The organism is Tenacibaculum sp. M341 (assembly GCF_004337695.1).
GTDB lineage: Bacteria > Bacteroidota > Bacteroidia > Flavobacteriales > Flavobacteriaceae > Polaribacter.
The window spans coordinates 21,516-40,093 of sequence record NZ_SJXJ01000029.1; the positions used below are offsets into that span (position 1 = coordinate 21,516).

Consider the following 18,578-nt stretch of genomic DNA (forward strand, 5'->3'; position numbering starts at 1 on the left):
AATGATTATAGAACCAAGAACTAGAGGATTTATCTGTCTGACATCTCATCCAGTAGGATGTGAGCAAAATATAAAAAATCAGATAGCATACATCCAGTCTAAAGGAAAAATTGAAGGGGCTAAAAAAGTACTAGTAATAGGAGCTTCAACAGGTTTTGGATTAGCATCAAGAATTACAAGTGCATTTGGTTCAGATGCAGCTACTATTGGAGTTTTTTTTGATAAACCAGCAAGTGAAGGTAGACCAGCATCACCAGGTTTTTACAATACTGCAGCTTTCGAAAAAGAAGCAATAAAAGCAGGTTTGTATGCTAAAAGTATAAATGGAGATGCGTTTTCAAATGAAATTAAAGATCAAGTAGTACAATTAATCAAAGAAGATTTAGGTCAGGTTGATCTTGTGATTTATAGTTTAGCATCACCAGTAAGAACACATCCAGAAACAGGAAAGAGATACAAGTCGGTATTAAAACCAATTGGTGGAGAATTTTCTAATAAAACTGTAGATTTTCATACAGGAAAAGTATCTGAAATATCAATCAAACCAGCAGAAGGAGATGATATTGAGAATACAGTAACTGTAATGGGTGGTGAAGATTGGAAAATGTGGATGGATACCTTAAAAGCTGAAAATTTATTAGCTGAAGGAGCTACTACTGTAGCATATTCTTACATTGGTCCATCATTAACCGAGGCAGTGTACAGAAAAGGAACTATTGGAGCAGCTAAAGATCATTTAGAAGCAACAGCATTTACAATTACAGATGATTTAAAGTCAATTGGAGGTAAGGCATATGTTTCAGTAAATAAAGCATTAGTTACTCAAGCTAGTTCTGCTATTCCTGTAATTCCATTATATATTTCGTTATTATTTAAAGTAATGAAAGAAAAAGGAATTCATGAAGGATGTATCGAGCAAATTGAACGTTTATATAGTGAGCGTTTATTTGGAGGAAGTTTAGATTTAGATGATAAAGGTAGAATTAGAATCGATGATTGGGAAATGAGAGAGGATGTTCAGGCTGAAATTACTAAACTTTGGGAACAAGCAACTACTGAAAACTTAACTGAATTAGGAGATTTAAAAGGCTACAGCAATGATTTCTTTAATCTGTTCGGTTTTAAAGTTGAAGGTGTAGATTATAATGAAGACGTAAATGAACTAGTTGAAATACCAAGTATTGCCAACGTAACAATTTAAGAAATCAGGAATTGTAAACTTAATGCTTAGTAGATCTCAATTCAAAGCTTTAAGATAAATTTCATTTTTATTAAAATATAAACCTCATAGTTTTTATTGCTGTGAGGTTTTTTTATATATTAATTTTATAAAATGTTTGTATGAAACCAGCTTCAATAAAAATATTAAAAGACGAATTAAAATATAAAAGTGCAGATGAGTTATTGGAACTATGTTTAAAATTAGCTCGTTTTAAAAAAGAAAATAAAGAACTACTTACGTATTTATTATTTGAAGCTCATGATGAGGATAGGTATATTGCAGCAATAAAAGAAGAAGTAGATATGTTGTTTGATGAAATTAATACGAAAAGTTTCTTTTACATAAGAAAAAGTGTACGTAAGATACTTACTTCCTTAAAAAAACAGATTCGATATTCTAAAAAGAAAAGCACCGAAGCAGAGTTGCTATTATACTTTTGTAAGAAATTAAAAGAGTTTAAACCTTCAATAACAAAAAGTCCAAGACTTCAAAAAGTATTAGAAACACAAATTCGATTGGCTAAAAAAGCAATAAGTGCTCTTCATGAAGATTTACAGTATGACTATAATTTAATGTTAGATGAAATTGAGAGTTTGTAAATAAAATAAAAGGCTGTTTAAAAACAATTTTAAACAGCCTCAACTTTTTCATAATTTAATTAACATAAGTTTCTTTTTTAATAGCAAATTTCCCCACTTGTAATTTTGTTTTTCACATTTTCATAATACACAATAAAGAGTCGTAAGTTTGATGGTAATTTTAGTTTCACAATAATAGTTTTTAATTAATTTTTTGAAATGTTAAAACTATCTGTATGGTCTATTATTTTCAGTTAATTAGGTGTTAATATAATGTTAGTGTAGTTGTAAAAAAGACTGATAATAGGCTGTTTTAGATAAATTAAGTTAAAAAGATATAACGTTTCATAAAAAAATGAAGTAAAAAACGAAACACTCCTTCTAATTATAATTAATGAGAGGAAAAGTTGTTGTAAAGTGTAGTTTATGATTTTTTGTTAACTCTAAAAGTCGATTTAACTCCTTTACTGTGTTAAATAGTAATAAACAGTATCTGTGGATGGGGATGTAAAATATCGGTTTAATTACTTTTAAAAATAAAAAAACTTAGATTTAAGGTGGTAAATAATAGCTTAACCCCTATAAGAGACTATAATCTATTATAAGGGTTTTTATAAAATTAGAAATTCAAAGCGTATCATAATTTACTATTAACCATCCATTGAATATTATATTTGTCTGTACAACGTCCATACATTGCATTCCAATCAGTAACTTTAAATTCATGATGAATTGTACCTTCATCGGATAGTTTACTAAAAATATCTTTTGCTTTGTGTGTATTATCAATATCTATGCTCATTTGCACATTATTTCCTGAAGTTAGAGGAGTGTCAGGAGAAGCATCGTATGCCATTATGTGGATGCCTTTACCTTTGAGTTCTGCGTGTTCAATATTATTTCGATAATTTTCAGGTATGTCCCTTTTGGAATTTTGATAAGTTTGTTTGTTTATAATTTTTGCATCAAAAATATCGGCATAATAGTTTAGAGCATTTTGACAATCACCTTTAAAGGTTAAATAAGTTTGTACTTTCATCATAATAAGTAATAATTTTTAGTTTATTTTAATATTCTTTTAGCTAAATTGTAAATTCCTAGTTTTGTGGTTACTCTTACAGCAGAGCTTAACCAACTACTAAAAGATAAATCGTCTTTAAATTGATTTTTTACAATTTTCAGTTCTTCTATAGAAATATCTCTTTTTAGCTTTAGTGTTTTTAAATCATTAAGCATTTCTTGGTTGTTGTTATATGTTTTCATTGTAGTTATCAAGAAAATATCTGTGTGATAAATGTTTTATAATTAAGTTTTCAATTTTGTTTCTTAGTAAAAAGGTGATAAATGCGAACATCATAAAAATACCAGCTACAGCAAAGTATCCATAAGTTTCATTATTTAACATTTTACCAATAGCAGAAGACAAAGCCACAGCAATAAAAATAAAAGCAATTAAAGCAAAAGCTCCTATGGTTGCAAATTTCACTAACAATGATATAGACATTGTTAGTGATTGAAATAACTTGAGCTTGTAGTAAGCTTCAGTTTGCTTTAACAGATCTTCTCCTTTTTCTAAAGCTTTATTCGTTGTATTATTTAAAGATTCAAACACAGGCATAATTATTTAGTCTGCAATTGTTTGTTTTTTGCTTTCAAAGCTTTCAACTTTTTTTCTAAGCTAATAATTATATCTTCAGCTTTATAACTTACATCAGTGGTTATATTGTCTAATTTTTCCTCTAATGTTTCCTTCTGATTACTAATTGTATCAGAAACGGTATTTTTTAATTCTGATGCTTTTGATGTTATAGTTTCTTGTAAGTTTTCAACTTCTGTTAAAACATTATCTTTGGTAGCATTAGCATTCTTAATAATTTTTTTCCTTGTATTACTTCCTTTATCAGGAGCAAATAATATACCTAATCCAGCTCCAATTGCAGTTCCTAATAATATTTCAAACGCTTTGTTTCCTTGACTCATATTTGTGTTTTTAATGATTAATAATTCGTTTACATTGCAAAATTATGACAGAAGAAAAGCGATTGTTAACTCATATCATTTTTACTTTAACTCTATAGATTTTTACAGGGTTTTTCTAGGATTTGTTTTTGTAGTTTTGAAGTAAAATCAGAATATTATGGCAATTTTAGGAGGAATAATTAAAGGAATAATTAACATAGCAAATACATCAATAACAGACTTTAATCCTGTTAAAGAACAAGAAGAAGTTTTAATTGATTTATTAAAGAAAGCGAAGAATACTCAATTTGGAAAGTCTTATAATTTTCATGAAATTTTAAATACAGAAAACTTTACTAAAGAGTTTTCAGAAAGAGTTCCTTATTTCGATTACAATAAAATTAATAAAGAGTGGTGGCAAAAAATACATGATGATGAAATAAATGTTACTTGGCCAGGAGATCCTTCTTATTTTGCTTTAAGTTCTGGTACTACAGGTAAAGAAAGTAAAAGAATACCAGTAACAGATGATATGATTTCTGCAATAAGAAGTTCGGGTATTAAACAAGTGTTGTCTTTAAAAAATTTCGATTTGCCTGCTGATTTTTTTGAGAAAGAGATAATGATGTTAGGGAGCTCTACAGATTTAAATGAACGAGCAGATGAAAAATTAGAAGGAGAAATTAGTGGTATAACAGCAAGTAATATTCCTTTTTGGTTTAAACCATATTATAAACCAGGAGTTGAAATTGCAGAGATTGATGATTGGGATAAACGAGTAGAAAAAATTGCTCAGAGAGCAAAAGATTGGGATATAGGAGCTTTAAGTGGTATACCTTCTTGGATGGAATTAATGATACAAAAAGTAATTGACTATCATAATGTAAAACACATTCATGAAATATGGCCTAATTTACAAGTGTATACCTCAGGCGGAGTATCATTCGCTTCTTATGAAAAAAGTTTTAATGCACTCCTAGGAAAACCTATTACGGTTATAGATACCTACCTAGCTTCAGAAGGCTATATAGCTACACAAGTAAGACCAGAAACTGATGCAATGCAATTAAATACAAGTAACGGTATTTATTTTGAATTTGTTCCGTTTGAAGCTGACTATATACAACCAGATGGTTCTTTAGTTGATGATGCACCTTCTATTACTTTAGCAGATGTTAAGTTAAATCAAGATTACGTGCTTATTATAAGTACAGTTAGTGGTTCTTGGCGTTATATAATAGGAGATACAATTGAGTTTACAGATGTAGAACGAGCTGAGATTAAAATTACTGGTCGTACTAAGTTTTTCCTAAATACGGTTGGTTCTCAACTGTCAGTAAATAAAATGGATGATGCTATGCAACATTTAGAAGAAAAATTGAATATTGAAATTAAAGAATATACAATTTGTGCAAAAAGACATCAAGATGATGAGTTTTATCATACATGGTATTTGGGAACGGATGCAGAGTTAAATGAAAAAGAAATAGCAAGTGAATTAGATACTTTTTTAAAAGAAGCAAATAAAAATTATAAAGTAGCCAGAAGTAAAGCTTTAAAAGGAGTAAAAGTAACGTTAGTTAAACCTGATGTATTTTACGAATGGAATGCTCATAACAAAAAGAAAGGTGGACAAATAAAAACAGAAAGAGTAATGGGGGAGGATAAATTTAATGAATGGGAAGAGTTTGTAAAAGAACAATATGTAGTTTAAATCACTTTAAATCACTTTAAATCACTTTAAAACAAATAAAACATCTTATTATTGATTATAAGATGTTTTATTTTTACCAGTAAATTACATTATTTTACTGTAAAAGTTGCATAATTTCTTCAGGAGATAAATAATATCTTTTAATTCGTTTCTTGTAAGATTCAGAAATATCAGCGTTGTTTAAAATAAAGTTTTTAGTAGCTAATATATAAGATTGCATACCGTTTCTTACAGCAAAAGTATCAGCTTTTCTCTCAGCTTCTACAATATGTTTGTCAAATAATAAATATTTTATTCCAAAGAAAATTAAGTTTAAATTGCTCTTGTCTTCATAGTCAATAATATGACCTAATTCATGTCCAAGCCAACCAATAAGAACATCTTTTGGTAAATCTTTGGTCTCATAAGTAGCGTTTTCAATTTTCACACATTTACTAATTAAAATAATATAACTTCTATTTTTTTTAAAATTAAAAAGACTAGGAAACTTTGGTTGAGCTTGCATAGTAGATTTTTTTATGTTTTTTTTAAATTTAAATTCAATAGGAGTGTTCTTCAGACTCGGAAAAAAAGATAAAGCTATTTCAACTTCTTCTTTTATGCTGTCAGGAATTATTTTATTCATAAATATGTTTAAGTTAATAAGATTGTTTGTATACCAATTATAAAGATTGTGTTACAGGTGTGCTTTCATTTTTGATTTTCTTTTTTCAAGAATATCCTTTAAATCTTCAATTGTTTCATTAATAGCTTCTTGAAAGCTTTTCTCGTCAGATGAGGCATAAATCCTCGGACCTGGTCCACTTAAACGTATTCCACAATGCTGTTGTTTTTCCAATTCATTGTTATCCTTTTTTAAAAAGACATCAGCACGTATTATAAACGAATATCTTTTTTGAAGTTTTAAAAGTTTTTCTTCAATTAAGCTTTCTAAACGCTTACTAGCACTAACATTCACATATTCATATACAATATCCATATAAAGTTTTTTTAAAATTATAAATCAAAATTACAGACATTAGAGTCGTGGAGTTTGCTCTAAATGATTTATTATTGACTCATATGATGTGCAAAAGAAAAATTACATAGCGTTTAATTTTAAAGAAGGTTACTGATTATTTCAGTAGAGTTTTTCGAATTTATTTTTAAAATTTTAATGAAAGTTATAATAAAACTATAAATTTATAGAGCAAATCAACTAAAATAACATGAGTAACTACCATATAAAACATTTAGAAGAATATTTTCAAGTTTACAGAAAATCAGTAGAAAATCCAGAAATGTTCTGGGAAGAAATAGCTGAAGAACATTTTTTATGGAGAAAAAAATGGAATAACGTGTTAAGTTGGGATTTTACCAAGCCAGAAGTAAAATGGTTTGAAGGAGCTAAATTAAACATTACAGAAAATTGTATTGACAGACATTTAGTAACTAAAGGAGACAAAACCGCTATTTTATTTGAACCTAATAATCCAGAAGAACCAGCTCAAAAAATCACCTACAAAGAGTTACACAAACAAGTAAACAAGTTTGCCAATGTATTAAAATCTAAAGGAATCGAAAAAGGAGATCGTGTATGTATATATCTTCCAATGATTCCAGAATTAGCCATTTCGGTATTAGCTTGTGCAAGAATTGGAGCTATTCATTCAGTAGTTTTTGCAGGGTTTTCTTCCAATGCATTAGCAACAAGAATTAATGATTCAGAATGCAAAATGGTAATCACTTCTGATGGTTCTTATCGTGGAGCAAAAACAATCGATTTAAAAGGTATTGTAGATGAAGCATTAGAAAGTTGTACTTGTGTAGATAATGTTTTAGTAGTAAAAAGAATTAATTCAGCAATAGCAATGAAAGAAGGAAGAGATGTTTGGCTAACACCATTATTAGATGAAGTTTCTTCTGAATGCGAGGCAGAAATAATGGATGCTGAAGATCCTTTATTTATATTGTATACTTCTGGTTCTACAGGAAAACCAAAAGGAATGTTGCATACAACAGCCGGATATATGGTATATACTGCCTACACATTTAAAAATGTTTTTCAATATACAGAAGATGATATTTACTGGTGTACAGCAGATATTGGTTGGATAACAGGTCATAGTTACATAGTATACGGACCTTTAGCAAATGGAGCAACTACAGTAATGTTTGAAGGGGTTCCAAGTTATCCTGATTTTGGACGTTTTTGGGAAATTGTTGAAAAACATAAAATTAATCAATTTTATACAGCTCCAACTGCAATTAGAGCTTTAGCAAAAGAAGGATTAGGGTATGTAGAATCGCATGATTTATCGTCATTAAAAATTTTAGGAACCGTAGGAGAACCAATAAACGAAGAAGCTTGGCATTGGTATGACGATAATATAGGAAAACGTAAAAGTCCGATAGTTGATACTTGGTGGCAAACAGAAACAGGAGGAATAATGATTACACCAATTCCGTTTTCTACACCAACAAAACCAACATATGCTACATTACCTTTTCCAGGCATTCAACCAGTATTAATGGATGCAGAAGGAAATGAAATTAAAGGAAATCAGGTAGAAGGAAGGTTGTCAATTAAATTTCCATGGCCATCAATGGCAAGAACTATTTGGGGAAATCATCAACGATACAAAGACACATATTTTTCAGCTTTTGAGAATAAGTACTTTACAGGAGATGGAGCATTTAGAGATGAAGTAGGGTATTATAGAATAACAGGTAGGGTAGATGATGTAATTATTGTGTCAGGTCATAATTTAGGAACAGCACCTATTGAAGACGCTATTAACGAGCATCCAGCTGTGGCAGAATCAGCAATTGTAGGTTTTCCTCATAATATAAAAGGAAATGCTTTGTACGGATATGTTATTTTAAAAGACACAGGAGAATCAAGAAATCATGATAATTTACGAAAAGAAATTAATCAAATAATTACAGAACAAGTTGGTCCAATAGCTAAATTAGATAAAATTCAATTTACAAAAGGCTTACCCAAAACACGTTCAGGTAAAATTATGAGGAGAATTCTTCGTAAAATAGCAGCTAACGATTTAAGTAATTTAGGAGATACAAGTACGCTATTAAATCCGGAAGTAGTTCAAGGAATTATTGATGAAGCTCTTTTAGAAGTTAAATAAAGATCACAATCAAAAAGAATCGCTAAAAAGCGATTCTTTTTTTATTAAATAAATCTTAAAAAAGAATAAAGGGTTAGCTATGTAGATATTTTTTGTAATTTAATAGCTATAAAAAACTAACATAAAATGCCAACCTATAATCTAAAAATCAATGGAGAATTGGTGACTGTTACAGCCGATTCTGATACCCCTTTACTTTGGGTTTTACGTGATGAGTTAAATTTAGTAGGAACTAAATTTGGATGTGGAATTGCTCAATGCGGAGCTTGTACAATCCATGTAGACGGAGTAGCTACAAGAAGTTGTCAATTACAGATTTCCTTAATTGATAAGGAAGAAATAACCACTATAGAAGGTTTATCTAAAGAAGGTAATCATCCGTTACAAGAAGCTTGGGAAACTGTAGATGTTCCTCAGTGTGGTTATTGTCAAGCAGGACAAATTATGACAGCAGCTTCTTTCTTAAAAGAAAATCCTAATCCTTCTACAAGTGAAATTAGAGAAGCCATGCATGGTAATTTATGTAGATGTGCATCATACAATAGAATTGAAAAAGCTGTAGCTATTGCAGCAGAAAAAATGTCTTAAAACTGATTATTATGAGCACACAAGAAAAGAATTTAACATTCAGTAGAAGAAATTTTTTAAGAACTTCAGCACTAGCTAGTGGAGGTTTGTTAGTTGGGTTTAATTTATTTACAGCTTGTAAATCAGAAGTAAAACCACCTGTAGATATTGAAAATTTAAATTTCAATGATTTCAATGCTTTTATTCAGATAGCAGATAATGGCTATGTATCTATATTTTCACCAAATCCTGAAATTGGTCAAGGTGTAAAAACATCAATGCCAATGATTATAGCAGAAGAGTTAGATATAGAATGGGATAAGGTAAATGTAGTTCAAGGAAAATATAATAAAAAAGAATATACTCGTCAAGTAGCAGGAGGAAGTCAGTCTATTCGATTTGGTTGGGATGCACTAAGACAAACTGGTGCCACTACTAAGCAAATGTTGATAAATGCAGCAGCTGCAAAATGGGGTGTTGATGCAACTACCTGTAAAGCTTCAAAAGGAGTAATAACAAACGAAAAAGGCGAAACTCTAGGATATGGAGATGTTGTTAAAGAAGCTGCTACCCTAGAGGTGCCAGAGAATGTTCAACTTAAAAAGCCTTCAGAATATACGATTATAGGAAATGATGCAATTAATGTTGATTTAAAGAAAATAGTAACAGGAAAACCGTTATTTGGATTAGATTACAAAGCAGAAGGCATGTCTTATGTTTCAGTATTAAGACCTCCAGCATTTGGTCAAACATTAGTTAGTTTTGATGATGCAGAAGCTAAAAAAGTTAATGGAGTAACTCAAGTAGTAAAATTTGGAGATAAAGTAGCTGTACTAGCTTCTAATACTTGGGCTGCAATGAAAGGGAAAAAAGCTTTAAAAGCTGAATGGAGTAGTAATGAAGATTTAGAAAATACAGAAGACCACGATAGAGTTTTAAATGGAATTTTAGATGGTAAGGATTTTGAGGTTAGAAGAAATGATGGAGATGTTAAGTCTGCATTTAAAAATGCAGATAAAGTTATAGAAAGAACATATCATTCACCATTCTTACCACACAACTGTTTAGAACCGATGAATTTTTATGCAGATATTACTCCTGAGAAAATTCATTTAGTAGGACCTATTCAAACACCACAATGGACAGCAGGCAAAATAGCTAAATTGTTGAATCGTGATGAAAGTGAAATAGACCTTGAAATGACTCGAATGGGTGGTGGTTTTGGAAGAAGACTTTATGGAGATTTTGCAGAAGAAGCTGCAGAGGTATCAAATTTAACTAAAAAGCCAGTTAAAGTTGTGTTCTCTAGAGAAGATGATATGACAGATGGTATTTATCGTCCAGCAATTAAATATAGAATTGCAGCTTCAATAAAAGATGGTAAAATAACTGGATACCATTTAAAAGAAGCAGCTGTAAATGGAAACATGTATGATTTAATTCCAAACTTCTTTCCAGCAGGATGTATTCCAAATTATAAAGTATCAACTAAAAATTATCAAAGTAAAATTACTACTGGTGCTTGGAGAGCTCCTTACACAAATTTCTTAGCTTATGCAGAGCAAAGTTTCTTTGATGAGGTAGCAGAAGAGTTAAGTGTAGATCCATTACAATTACGTATCGATTTATTGCAGAATGTGAAAAATACAGCTGATGCAAAGATTGAATATTCAGGTCAGAGAATGGAAGATACCATAAAGTTAGTAGAAGAGAGGAGTAATTGGAGCGAAAAGAAAGAAGGTGTTTATAAAGGTTTTGCAGCTTATTACAGTCATAATACTCATGTTGCAGAAGTAGCAGAAATAGAAATAAAAGATGGATTGCCAGTAGTTAAAAAGGTGATAGCTGCTGTAGATTGTGGAATTGTTGTAAACCCTACTGGGGCAATTAATCAAATACAAGGAGGAGTTTTAGATGGAATTGGTCATGCGATGTATGGTGATTTTTCATTTAAAAACGGAAAACCACAAAAAAAGAATTTCGATACTTATCGATTGATAAGAATGAATGAGACACCTCAAGTTGAAGTTCATTTTGTAAAAAACGAACTTTCGCCAACAGGTTTAGGTGAGCCTGGTTTACCACCAGCAGGAGGTGCTGTAGCAAACGCAATTTACAAAGCTTTAAACAGCAGATTATATCATCAACCTTTCATAAAAGAATTGGAAGAGAGCAAAATAGAAGTCCGAAGTTAAACTTCACTTAATAGCTAAAAGATGTCGTTTTACGACATCTTTTTTTGTTTTTTGGCAGTTTTTCAAAAACAATTTTAAAAACGAAAACGATTTTGTTTTTAATTAGAGAAAACCAAGAAAACAGGTTGGTGTATGAAAATCGTAAAATTAGCAATGAAATAATGCGAAATCGTTTTCATATTGATTGATTTTTGAGAATTTGGCAATTTCGTTGATTTTATATTTAAAATTGACGGTTTTCTTTAATAAAAAATCAAATTTAGAGTAAATTTGACCCTATAACAAAACCATAACAAAATCATAACAAAACAAAAGAATGAATATTAATAAGGTGCTGGTTGCCAACCGAGGAGAAATTGCGATTAGAGTTTTTAGAGCCTGTGTAGAAATAGGTATAAAAACAGTAGGTGTATATACTTATGAAGATCGTTATTCTTTACACAGATATAAGGCAGATGAATGTTATCAAATTGGAGAAGATAATGAGCCTTTAAAACCCTATTTAGATATTGATGCTATTATTAAAGTAGCATTAGAGAATAATGTTGATGCTATTCATCCTGGTTATGGATTTTTATCTGAAAATGCTGAATTTGCTCAAAAATGTGAGGATAATGGAATTATTTTTATAGGTCCTAAAGTATCTGTATTAAAAGCTTTAGGAGATAAAATTACAGCTAAAGAAGTAGCAGTTGCAAATAATGTACCTATTATTCAGAGTAGTAAAGAAGATTTAGATACCATAGAAGTAGCTTTATCAGAGGCTGAAAAAATAGGATATCCTGTAATGTTAAAAGCAGCTTCTGGAGGTGGAGGTAGAGGAATGCGTGTAATTAGAAATCAAGCGCAATTAGAAAAAGCATTTCCTGAAGCTAGAAGAGAATCATTAAATGCGTTTGGAGATGATACTGTTTTCTTAGAAAAATATGTAGAAAATCCAAAGCACATAGAAATACAAATTGTTGCAGATACACATGGTAACTTAGTTCATTTATATGAAAGAGATTGTTCGGTACAAAGACGTTATCAAAAGGTAATAGAATTTGCACCGTCTTACGGATTACCAGAGCAAACTAAAAATGATTTGTATAAGTATGCTACTGATATTTGTAAAGCAGTAGATTATAACAATATTGGTACTGTAGAATTCTTGGTCGATGAAGATAATAGTATTTATTTCATTGAGGTGAACCCAAGAATTCAGGTAGAACACACAGTTACCGAGATGGTAACAAATATTGATTTAGTAAAAACTCAATTGTTTATTGCTGGAGGTTACAAATTATCAGACAGACAAATTAAGATTGAGAGTCAAGAATCTATTGTAATTTCTGGGTATGCATTACAGTGTAGAGTAACTACAGAAGATCCTGCAAATGATTTTAAACCAGATTACGGAACTGTTACAACTTACAGAAGTGCTTCTGGATTTGGAATTCGTTTAGATGCGGGTAGTATTTATCAAGGAGTAAAAATATCACCTTTCTTCGATTCAATGTTAGTAAAAGTTTCTGCTAGAAGTAGAAGTTTAGATGGAGCTTGTAGAAAAATGCTGAGAGCATTAGTTGAGTTTAGAGTAAGAGGAGTAAAAACAAATATTGCATTTTTAAGAAACATCTTAAATCACCAAACATTTAGAGACGGAAATGTAACGGTTAACTTTATTAAAAATGAGCCTAAGTTATTTGAATTTAGCGAACCAAAAAACAGAGCAAATAAGTTAATTAATTTCTTAGGTGAAGTTGTTGTAAATGGTAATTCAGATGTAAAGAAAGTAAACCCTAGTCATCAATTTACACAGCCAATTATTCCTAAGTTTCCTAAAATGGAAAGTTATCCAGAAGGAACTAAAGATTTATTGACAAAATTAGGTCCAGATAAGTTTGCACAGTGGTTAAAAAATGAAAAGAAAATTCATTTTACAGATACCACTATGCGAGATGCACATCAAAGTTTATTAGCAACTCGTATGAGAACTACCGATATGCTAAAAGTAGCAGAAGGTTATGCTAAAAACAATCCAGATATTTTCAGTATGGAAGTTTGGGGAGGAGCTACTTTCGATGTTTGTTTACGTTTTTTACAAGAAAATCCATGGGAACGTTTAGCAGCTTTACGTAAAGCAATGCCAAACTTGTTATTACAAATGTTAATTCGTGGTTCTAATGGTGTTGGTTATACAGCATACCCTGATAACTTAATAGAGAAGTTTGTAGAAAAATCATGGGAAACAGGTGTAGACGTATTTAGAATTTTCGATTCATTAAACTGGATGAAATCAATCGAACCATGTATTAAACATGTTCGTAATAAAACACAAGGATTAGCAGAAGCATCTATTTGTTATACAGGAGATATTTTAAACCCATCAAAAACAAAATACGATTTAAAATACTACATTCAATTAGCAAAAGATATAGAAAATGCAGGAGCACATATTTTAGGAGTAAAAGATATGGCAGGTTTATTAAAGCCTCAAGCTGCATATGAATTAATATCTGCATTAAAATCAGAATTAAATATTCCTATTCACTTACACACGCACGATACATCATCGGTACAATCTGCTACGTATTTAAAAGCTATTGAAGCAGGTGTTGATGTAGTAGATGTGGCTTTAGGAGGATTATCAGGATTAACTTCACAGCCTAACTTTAACTCAATGGTTGAAATGCTTAAATTCAACGAGAGAGAAAATAAATTAGATACTCAAAAGTTAGCAGAATACTCTAATTATTGGGAAGCTGTAAGAGGATACTATTATCCGTTTGAATCAGGATTAAAATCAGGAACAGGTGAAGTATATGAACATGAAATTCCTGGTGGACAATACTCAAACTTAAAAGGACAAGCAATTGCTTTAGGTTTAGAAGATAAGTTTACAGAAGTAACTAAAATGTACGGAGAAGTAAATAAGCTTTTCGGAGACATTATTAAAGTTACACCAAGTTCAAAGGTTGTTGGAGACATGGCTCAATACATGATTAGTAATAATCTTACTGTAAATGATGTGATGGAGAGAGGTGATACAATCTCGTTCCCTCAATCTGTTATTAGTTTCTTTAGAGGAGATTTAGGGCAGCCTGTAGGAGGTTTCCCAGAGAAAGTACAGAAAATCATTTTAAAGAATGAAGCTCCTTATACTGATAGACCTAATGCTCATTTAGAACCAATTGATTTTGAAAAAGAGTTCGCTGAGTTTAAAGAGAAGTTTATCAAAGGAATGGGGAGAGAATTAGAAATTACAGATTTCTTATCTTATAAATTATATCCAAAAGTATTTACTGATGCTTATAATAACCATTTAAAGTATGGTAATGTAATGAGCATTCCTACTAAAAACTTCTTCTTCGGAATGGAAGTAGGAGAAGAGATAATGATAGATATCGAATCAGGTAAAAGAGTATTAATTTCATTAATCCAAAAATCTCAACCAGATGAAAATGGAATGGTGAATGTATTCTTTAAAATTAACGGACAAATGAGAAACGTTCTAATTAAGGACAATTCTATTAAAGTCGATAAAGTTGAAAATATAAAAGCTGATATTGCAGACGAAAAGCAAATAGGAGCACCATTACAAGGTTTATTGTCTTCAGTATTAGTAAAAGAAGGAGAGAAGGTAAAAGAAAACCAACCTTTATTTATTATTGAAGCAATGAAGATGGAAACAACAGTTACAGCTGTTTCTTCTGGAGAGATTAGCAAAATACTATTAGGTTCTGGTACCTTAGTTGATGCAAATGACTTAGTAATAAAATTAAAGTAAGAACAGATTTTTGATTTAAACCTTAAAAAAGCGTAAATTCGCGCTCCAAACAAATAATGTAATTATGGTGAAAGATTTATTTGATAGAATAAAAAGTGATAAAGGACCTTTAGGTAAATGGGCAGATAAAGCAGAAGGATATTATGTGTTTCCTAAACTAGAAGGACCTATCTCTAATAGAATGCAGTTTAATGGTAAGCCAGTTGTTACATGGAGTATTAATGATTATTTAGGATTAGCAAACCATCCAGAAGTTTTAAAAGTAGATGGAGAATCTGCAGCAAAAGATGGTATGGCGTATCCTATGGGAGCACGTATGATGTCTGGTCATACAAAATATCACGAGCAATTAGAAAGAGAATGTGCTGAATTTGTTGGAAAGGAAGCTTCTTACTTAGTAAACTTTGGTTACCAAGGAATGGTTTCTGCCATTGATGCTTTAGTAGCCAAAGACGATATTATTGTATATGATATGGATACTCATGCATGTATTATTGATGGAGTTAGATTACATGCAGGTAAGCGTTTTGTTTATCGTCATAATGACATTGAAAGTTGTGAAAAGAATTTAAAAAGAGCAACTAAAATGGCTGAAAAAACTGGAGGAGGAATTTTATTAGTTTCTGAAGGTGTTTTCGGTATGCGAGGAGAACAAGGTCGTTTAAAAGAAATCGTAGCTTTAAAAGAAAAGTACAATTTCCGTTTATTAGTTGACGATGCTCATGGGTTTGGAACCTTAGGTGAAGGTGGTAGAGGTACAGGTTATGAACAAGGAGTTCAAGATGGTATTGATGTTTATTTTGCAACTTTCGCAAAATCGATGGCTGGTATCGGAGCTTTCTTTGCAGGAGATAAAGATGTAGTTCAGTATTTACAGTACAATATGAGATCTCAAATGTTTGCTAAATCCTTACCAATGCCAATGGTAAAAGGAGCATTAAAGCGTTTAGATATGATTCGTACAATGCCTGAGTTAAAAGATAAACTTTGGGAAATTACTAGAGCTTTACAATCAGGTTTAAGAGAAGCAGGTTTCGATTTAGGAACAACCCAAACATGTATTACACCAGTATATTTAAAAGGAGAAATTCCTGAAGCTATGGCAATGGTGCACGATTTAAGAGAAAATCATGGAGTATTTTGTTCAATAGTAGTATATCCTGTAATTCCTAAAGGAATGATTATTCTTAGATTAATTCCTACAGCACGTCATACTTTAGAAGATGTGACAGAAACGATTGAAGCGTTTACAGCCATAAGGGAAAAATTAGAAAATGGAACTTATAAAAAAATAGCAGAAGCAATAATGACTGCATAACACAATATTTTCTTAAAAATTAAAACTCGTGATATTTTCACGAGTTTTTTTTTAAATAAAACAATAACTTTGGAATTGTATTTGCGTTATATAATTATGAATAAGATTATACATTTACTATTTATTTTACTATTGTCTTCGGGTATATATGCACAAGTAAAAGATAGCTTACCAGATTTTTCTGATGAATACTTTTTAGTAAAAGATGGAGATACACTAATGATTAAATTAGATGAAGTTCCGTTATTACCTAAGCACAAGTTCAAATCAAGAAAAGATGTCAACTACTATTATTGGTTTAGAAAAAAAGTATTCAAAGCATATCCGTATGCGGTATTAGCATCTAAAAGAATAGATAGCTTAAACGCAAGACTGAATAGAATAGAATCTAAAAGTAAAAAGAGGAAATATGTTAGAAGAGTTCAGAAATATGTAGAAGAAGAATTAACCGATCAAATTAAAAAGATGACCAAAACAGAAGGTCGTGTTTTAATTAAGCTGATTCATAGGCAAACCGGAAATACGGTTTTTCAAAATATAAAAATTTTAAGAAGTGGTTGGAAAGCTTTTTGGTATAATACTACCGCCAACGTTTTCGATTTATCATTAAAAGATGAGTATCATCCAGAAACAGAGAATGAAGATTATTTAATAGAAGATATACTCCAGCGAGCTTTTATTGATGAAGCTTTAGAAAGCCAAATACCAAAACTTCAAATAGACTCTTACGCAATTTTAGAAAAGAGAAAAGGAGAGGTAGATGTTGAAAAATACAAGCAGATGTTTGCTAAAATGCGTAAGAAGAGAAAAAAGAAAAAAAGAAAGAAAAAATAGCATACAAAAGAAGAATAGCTATAACTCCTTGTCTAAATTTTAGAAATTAGTACGCAAAATAATTTATTGAAGTTTCCTGAAAAAAAATACGTTTTTCTCAAAGTGAGATAGAGCTTCCTCAAAATAAGGTGGAGCTTCCTCAAAGTGAGATTGAGCTTCCTCAAAATAAGGTGGAGCTTCCCCAAAGTGAGATTGAGTTTCCTCAAGGTGAGGTGGAGCTTCCTCAAAGTGAGATAGAGCTTCTTCAAAGTGAGATTGGGCTTTTTCAAAGTGGGATAGAGCTTCCTCAAAGTGAGATAAAACTTCCTTAAAACAATATAAGTTTTTCTAAAAAGAAGTATTGTCTTTTAGAATATAAAGTTCTAATACCTCAAATAGACACGAAAGTAATACATAATAATAGCTAATATTCTATAACTCTTATTAGCTTTATTCACATTAGTCAAGTCTTATGTTTTATAAAATAAGCTTTCCAAAAATGAAAATAGCAGAGAAATAAGAGATAAATAACTCAAATAAATATTCAGTAACTAACAATTTATTTATAGAATTACTACAATAGAAGAATGAGATAAATGTTTGTAAGTTCAAGAAGAATAACTTTTACATAGAACATAGAGGATAAACAGATAAAACAGAAGTGTTTTTATGTGTCTGCTATATAGTGTTTTATAAAATAATTCAAAAAAAGGTGTTTAAAAGTTTGGTAGGTTTGTAAAGAGTGTGTAGTTTTGCACCCGCAAATAACAAAACGCAGTTTTAGAGTTTGTGTAAGTTCATTAACAGAGTGTAAGTAAAGAGTGAAATTTAAGTTAAAAAATAATTAAAATTTTACTTGCGGTTTTAAAAATAAAGCTTGTATATTTGCAGTCCGTTTTTGGCGGGAGTTCATTGATTTATTGCGAGAAAATAACTTTAAAAAAAATTTCAAAAAAGTTTTGTCAGAATAAAAAAAGGTTATAGTTTTGCATCCGCTTTCAGAAACGAAAGCACACGATCACAGAGATTTTGGAATAACAGATAAAATGTTAACTAGTTCGATTCTAGTGTTTCTACAAGAGTAAGTTGATTGCGATTTTGGTTGAGATAGACTAAACATTAAGATTAACGAAGTTCATTGATATTATTGAAATTGACAGCGTAATTAGAGAGTAAGAAATAACCATAACTTCTACGAAGTTAAATTCTTTTGAAACTATTCATTATAATATTTAAAATTTACAATGAAGAGTTTGATCCTGGCTCAGGATGAACGCTAGCGGCAGGCTTAACACATGCAAGTCGAGGGGTAACA

15 protein-coding genes and 1 rRNA gene are annotated in these 18,578 nt (G+C 30.6%); 10 read left to right on the top strand and 6 right to left on the bottom strand.

What is annotated here, in order from left to right; translation table 11 throughout:
* Position 1 precedes the first annotated feature (1 nt).
* Together fabV and EYW44_RS20380 are read left to right on the top strand one after the other, a co-directional pair.
* On the top strand, positions 2–1,201 hold the full coding sequence (gene fabV / locus EYW44_RS20375) for an enoyl-ACP reductase FabV (protein WP_132727175.1): 1,200 nt from the start codon (positions 2–4) through the stop codon (positions 1,199–1,201).
* 140 nt (positions 1,202–1,341) lie between these two features.
* A complete protein-coding gene (locus tag EYW44_RS20380) occupies positions 1,342–1,821 on the top strand; it encodes a hypothetical protein (RefSeq protein WP_132727178.1) in 480 nt (159 codons plus the stop codon).
* Between the two features lie 616 nt (positions 1,822–2,437).
* Here EYW44_RS20380 and EYW44_RS20385 read toward each other — a convergent pair.
* From EYW44_RS20385 to EYW44_RS20400, 4 genes are read right to left on the bottom strand one after another with little or no spacing between them, the layout of a single operon-like run.
* Complete coding sequence (locus tag EYW44_RS20385) at positions 2,438–2,842, bottom strand: VOC family protein (RefSeq protein WP_306766639.1); 405 nt, start codon at positions 2,840–2,842, stop codon at positions 2,438–2,440.
* Between the two features lie 20 nt (positions 2,843–2,862).
* Positions 2,863–3,063, bottom strand: coding sequence for a hypothetical protein (locus tag EYW44_RS20390; protein WP_132727181.1), 201 nt, complete (start codon positions 3,061–3,063; stop codon positions 2,863–2,865).
* Entirely contained in the window at positions 3,050–3,418 is a 369-nt protein-coding gene (locus EYW44_RS20395) for a hypothetical protein (RefSeq protein ID WP_132727184.1), read from the bottom strand. Before EYW44_RS20395 ends, EYW44_RS20390 begins: the two co-directional genes overlap by 14 nt.
* Positions 3,419–3,420: 2 nt before the next feature.
* Positions 3,421–3,780, bottom strand: a complete 360-nt coding sequence (locus EYW44_RS20400; RefSeq protein ID WP_132727187.1) for a YtxH domain-containing protein — start codon at positions 3,778–3,780, stop codon at positions 3,421–3,423.
* Between the two features lie 157 nt (positions 3,781–3,937).
* Between EYW44_RS20400 and EYW44_RS20405 the strand changes: the two genes are divergently transcribed.
* Entirely contained in the window at positions 3,938–5,473 is a 1,536-nt protein-coding gene (locus tag EYW44_RS20405; RefSeq protein WP_132727190.1) for a GH3 family domain-containing protein, read from the top strand.
* 94 nt (positions 5,474–5,567) lie between these two features.
* On the opposite strand, the gene EYW44_RS20410 is transcribed toward EYW44_RS20405, so the two are convergent.
* Both EYW44_RS20410 and hpf read right to left on the bottom strand, forming a co-directional pair.
* Positions 5,568–6,098, bottom strand: coding sequence for a hypothetical protein (locus EYW44_RS20410; protein WP_132727193.1), 531 nt, complete (start codon positions 6,096–6,098; stop codon positions 5,568–5,570).
* Positions 6,099–6,149: 51 nt separating this feature from the next.
* Positions 6,150–6,452 carry a ribosome hibernation-promoting factor, HPF/YfiA family gene (hpf, locus tag EYW44_RS20415; RefSeq protein ID WP_132727196.1) on the bottom strand — a complete coding sequence of 101 codons (303 nt, stop codon included), beginning with the start codon at positions 6,450–6,452 and terminating at the stop codon, positions 6,150–6,152.
* Between the two features lie 229 nt (positions 6,453–6,681).
* Between hpf and acs the strand changes: the two genes are divergently transcribed.
* The 7 genes from acs to EYW44_RS20450 form a co-directional block, all read left to right on the top strand.
* On the top strand, positions 6,682–8,601 hold the full coding sequence (acs, locus tag EYW44_RS20420; RefSeq protein WP_132727199.1) for an acetate--CoA ligase: 1,920 nt from the start codon (positions 6,682–6,684) through the stop codon (positions 8,599–8,601).
* 126 nt (positions 8,602–8,727) lie between these two features.
* Positions 8,728–9,189, top strand: coding sequence for a (2Fe-2S)-binding protein (locus EYW44_RS20425; protein ID WP_132727202.1), 462 nt, complete (start codon positions 8,728–8,730; stop codon positions 9,187–9,189).
* Between the two features lie 11 nt (positions 9,190–9,200).
* Positions 9,201–11,363, top strand: coding sequence for a xanthine dehydrogenase family protein molybdopterin-binding subunit (locus EYW44_RS20430; RefSeq protein WP_132727205.1), 2,163 nt, complete (start codon positions 9,201–9,203; stop codon positions 11,361–11,363).
* A gap of 316 nt (positions 11,364–11,679) precedes the next feature.
* Positions 11,680–15,132, top strand: coding sequence for a pyruvate carboxylase (locus EYW44_RS20435; RefSeq protein WP_132727208.1), 3,453 nt, complete (start codon positions 11,680–11,682; stop codon positions 15,130–15,132).
* A gap of 67 nt (positions 15,133–15,199) precedes the next feature.
* On the top strand, positions 15,200–16,450 hold the full coding sequence (locus EYW44_RS20440; RefSeq protein ID WP_165872286.1) for an aminotransferase class I/II-fold pyridoxal phosphate-dependent enzyme: 1,251 nt from the start codon (positions 15,200–15,202) through the stop codon (positions 16,448–16,450).
* 96 nt (positions 16,451–16,546) lie between these two features.
* Positions 16,547–17,284 (top strand): DUF4294 domain-containing protein, encoded by a 738-nt coding sequence (locus EYW44_RS20445; RefSeq protein WP_132727213.1) that lies wholly within the window; start codon positions 16,547–16,549, stop codon positions 17,282–17,284.
* A gap of 1,220 nt (positions 17,285–18,504) precedes the next feature.
* Positions 18,505–18,578 (top strand): 16S ribosomal RNA (locus EYW44_RS20450); the annotation flags it as partial.

Excerpts from the sequence above, each read along its gene's own strand:
- fabV (WP_132727175.1), top strand. The coding sequence starts at position 2 with ATGATTATAGAACCAAGAACTAGAGGATTTATCTGTCTGACATCTCAT.
- EYW44_RS20380 (WP_132727178.1), top strand. The coding sequence starts at position 1,342 with ATGAAACCAGCTTCAATAAAAATATTAAAAGACGAATTAAAATATAAA.
- EYW44_RS20385 (WP_306766639.1), bottom strand. The coding sequence starts at position 2,842 with ATGATGAAAGTACAAACTTATTTAACCTTTAAAGGTGATTGTCAAAAT.
- EYW44_RS20390 (WP_132727181.1), bottom strand. The coding sequence starts at position 3,063 with ATGAAAACATATAACAACAACCAAGAAATGCTTAATGATTTAAAAACA.
- EYW44_RS20395 (WP_132727184.1), bottom strand. The coding sequence starts at position 3,418 with ATGCCTGTGTTTGAATCTTTAAATAATACAACGAATAAAGCTTTAGAA.
- EYW44_RS20400 (WP_132727187.1), bottom strand. The coding sequence starts at position 3,780 with ATGAGTCAAGGAAACAAAGCGTTTGAAATATTATTAGGAACTGCAATT.
- EYW44_RS20405 (WP_132727190.1), top strand. The coding sequence starts at position 3,938 with ATGGCAATTTTAGGAGGAATAATTAAAGGAATAATTAACATAGCAAAT.
- EYW44_RS20410 (WP_132727193.1), bottom strand. The coding sequence starts at position 6,098 with ATGAATAAAATAATTCCTGACAGCATAAAAGAAGAAGTTGAAATAGCT.
- hpf (WP_132727196.1), bottom strand. The coding sequence starts at position 6,452 with ATGGATATTGTATATGAATATGTGAATGTTAGTGCTAGTAAGCGTTTA.
- acs (WP_132727199.1), top strand. The coding sequence starts at position 6,682 with ATGAGTAACTACCATATAAAACATTTAGAAGAATATTTTCAAGTTTAC.
- EYW44_RS20425 (WP_132727202.1), top strand. The coding sequence starts at position 8,728 with ATGCCAACCTATAATCTAAAAATCAATGGAGAATTGGTGACTGTTACA.
- EYW44_RS20430 (WP_132727205.1), top strand. The coding sequence starts at position 9,201 with ATGAGCACACAAGAAAAGAATTTAACATTCAGTAGAAGAAATTTTTTA.
- EYW44_RS20435 (WP_132727208.1), top strand. The coding sequence starts at position 11,680 with ATGAATATTAATAAGGTGCTGGTTGCCAACCGAGGAGAAATTGCGATT.
- EYW44_RS20445 (WP_132727213.1), top strand. The coding sequence starts at position 16,547 with ATGAATAAGATTATACATTTACTATTTATTTTACTATTGTCTTCGGGT.